The organism is Streptomyces tardus (assembly GCF_018101125.2).
Lineage (GTDB): Bacteria > Actinomycetota > Actinomycetes > Streptomycetales > Streptomycetaceae > Streptomyces > Streptomyces tardus.
The window spans coordinates 118139-120746 of sequence record NZ_JAELVF020000005.1; the positions used below are offsets into that span (position 1 = coordinate 118139).

Annotated in this window: 1 protein-coding gene; it reads left to right on the top strand. The window is 71.4% G+C overall.

Annotated features, from left to right (window positions below; all coding sequences use genetic code 11):
* Positions 1-508 precede the first annotated feature (508 nt).
* Positions 509-2608: WXG100-like domain-containing protein (locus JGS22_RS26895; RefSeq protein ID WP_443742863.1), on the top strand; the 2100-nt coding region annotated here is incomplete at its 3' end.

A 2608-nucleotide genomic window follows, 5' to 3' on the forward strand; every position in this document is an offset into this window, starting at 1 on the left:
CCCTCACAGCTGCCCCCGGTGACCACCAGCGCAGGTTGCCGTACGTCGTGCCTACCGCCGGAGCCCGAGGGCAAGGACACGTCGTCTGCTCCTGTTGGCCCGCTGCCGGGCCGAGGTGCTCAGCGCGCTGATCGCCGAACTCAACCCCCCGCAGCGCGCACGGCAGATGACCGCGCCGGTCCGGGCCCGTACCGGGCACCGCGGCAGCCGCGGACCCGACACACCGACGTTGGCGCGTCTCGCGTCTCTCCCCGGGGGAACGACCGGAGTCGGGCTGGCCCGAGTGCCAGTTCAGGTGACCGACCGCAGGCGAGGGAACGCAAACCCTGAAGCCCGACGGAGTCATCAGTTCCGTACGGAACTTCACGGTCTGACGAACTCCGCACAGACCCCATATGCCCGGAGAACTACGCACAGTCGCCCGTCGTCACTGGCTTCGAACGTGCGTTGCAGTGTCGCGGGGACCGTTGTGTGACGTGGGTTTCCGTGGGGGGAAGTCGCCGTGGCCATGATGCTGCCGTCCGAGCTGGAGTGGGTTCTCGGGATTCTGGGCTTCAACTGGCCCGAGGCGAACGAGGACCAGTTGATGGAGTCGGCGCAGGCGTGGCGAGCGTTCGCCGAGGACCTGACGACACTTCAGATGCGTGCCAACAAGTCAACGGGCAACGTGCTGTCGGAGAACTTCGGCAAGTCGGTCGAGGGGTTCGACGAGACGTGGCGGGAGTTCTCGGGCAACGGCTCGGGTTACCTGGATGACGCGCGAACGGCGGCGACGGTGGTCGCCTTCGTGTTGGACGCGGCGGCGATGGTGGTGATCGCGATGAAGATCGCGGTGATCATTCAACTCATCGTGCTGGCAGCACAGTTGGCGGCAGCGGCAGCGGCAGCACCGTTCACCTTCGGAGCGTCGGCGGGCGTGGGTGCGGCGGCGACGCAGTTGGTGCGGTCGATCGTGAAGACGATCTTGAAAGAGGCCGCGAAGGCGCTGTTGTCAACCATCGCGGATGCCTTGAAGCAGACCGCGCTCAAGGCAATCCAGGCGATGGCCGAGGAGTTGATGCGCCAGACCGTCAACGTCAACTTCGGCGCCCAGGACGGCTACGACGCGGGCGCCGCCGCCGACGCGGGCATCAAGGCGGGCAAGGATGAATTGGGCAGCCAACGGGACAACGCACTGGGCAACTACCGGGACAACGCACTCGGCGGGATAGCCGGCAAGGGCCGCAAGGCAGGCGCCGACGCCGGCAACGACGCCCTGGGCCTGGGCGGTGACGGGGACAGCGACGGCTCCGGCCGCCGTGGCGAGTCGGGCGACAGCACCGACGGATCCGGTGACGGTGGCGGGGGCACTGACCGTGGGGGCAATGGTGCGGGCGCCGACTCGTCCGGTTCTGGGGACGGTACGGGTTCGGGTGGTTCTGGCGACGGCGGCCGTGGCGGCGCGCCGGGCAGCGGTGACGCCAATGGGAACGAGGGCGGGCCGGGTACGCCGTCGTCGTCCGGCAGCGCGGGTTCCGGCGGAGACGGGGGCCGTACCGGAGGTGGTACGGGTCGTACGGGCGGCGGTGACGGACCACCCTCGGGTGGCCCCGACAGCGGGCCCAACTCCGGTGCAGCCGAAGCCAGTTCGTCGGGCGGTCGGGACTCCGGGCCAGACGGCGAACGGGGTGGTGACGGCAACCGCGGCGGTGACTCGCCGCAGCAGTACCCCACACCCACCGACACCTCGAACCGGCCCTACTCCAACAACCCGTTCGACGCGCCCCGCGACTCCGGCAACGGCGACAACACCCCGGGCGCCAACGGCCGCAGCTCCGACGACGCGGGCGGCAACTCCCGTACGGACGCATCACGTTCGGATTCCGACGGTGCCACCAACCGGCCGGACGGCGACGGCCCCGCACGCCGCCCCGAGGCGGACGGACCGGCCAACCGGTCCGAGGCCGACAGTCCTCGGCAGCCACAGGACGGACAGAACCGCCCCGACGGCGACGGCCCGACACCGCATCCGGCCAGCGACAGTCCCCCGCGTCAGCCGGACAACGACGGCCCCAGACCGGCCCAGGACGGCCCCCCGAACCGTCCCGACGCCGACGGTGCCCCGCACCGTCAACCCGACAATGACGGCCCGCCCAGGCAGCAGGGCAACGACGGTCCGCCACGTCAGCCGGACAGCGACGGGCCACCGCACCGGCCCGACGCGGACCGTCCCGCCGGCCGCCCGGACGGCAGCGACGGTCCCGCACGCCAATCCGAGGCGGACACGCCTGCCAACCGTCCGCCCTCCGACGGCGGACGTAGCGACGTTCCCGGGCCCCGGACCGACAACGACGGCCCCGCACCGCGCTCGGAGACTCCGACCTCCTCCGACGCCGCCCCACCGCGTTCCGAAGCGAACTCGCCTTCCACGCCGCCGAGTTCCCCCGGTACGCAGGACGCCTCCGCCCCCACCCGCAGCGAAGGCGACAACACTGGCAGCGGCGGTACGGGCCGAGCCCCCACGGCGCCCACCTCCATACCCTCCAACGCCGGCGGCCCGGAACGCACCCCGGGCCAGCAGCCCCCGCAACAGCCCACTCCGCCGTCCGCCGACCCCAGCAACGAGAAC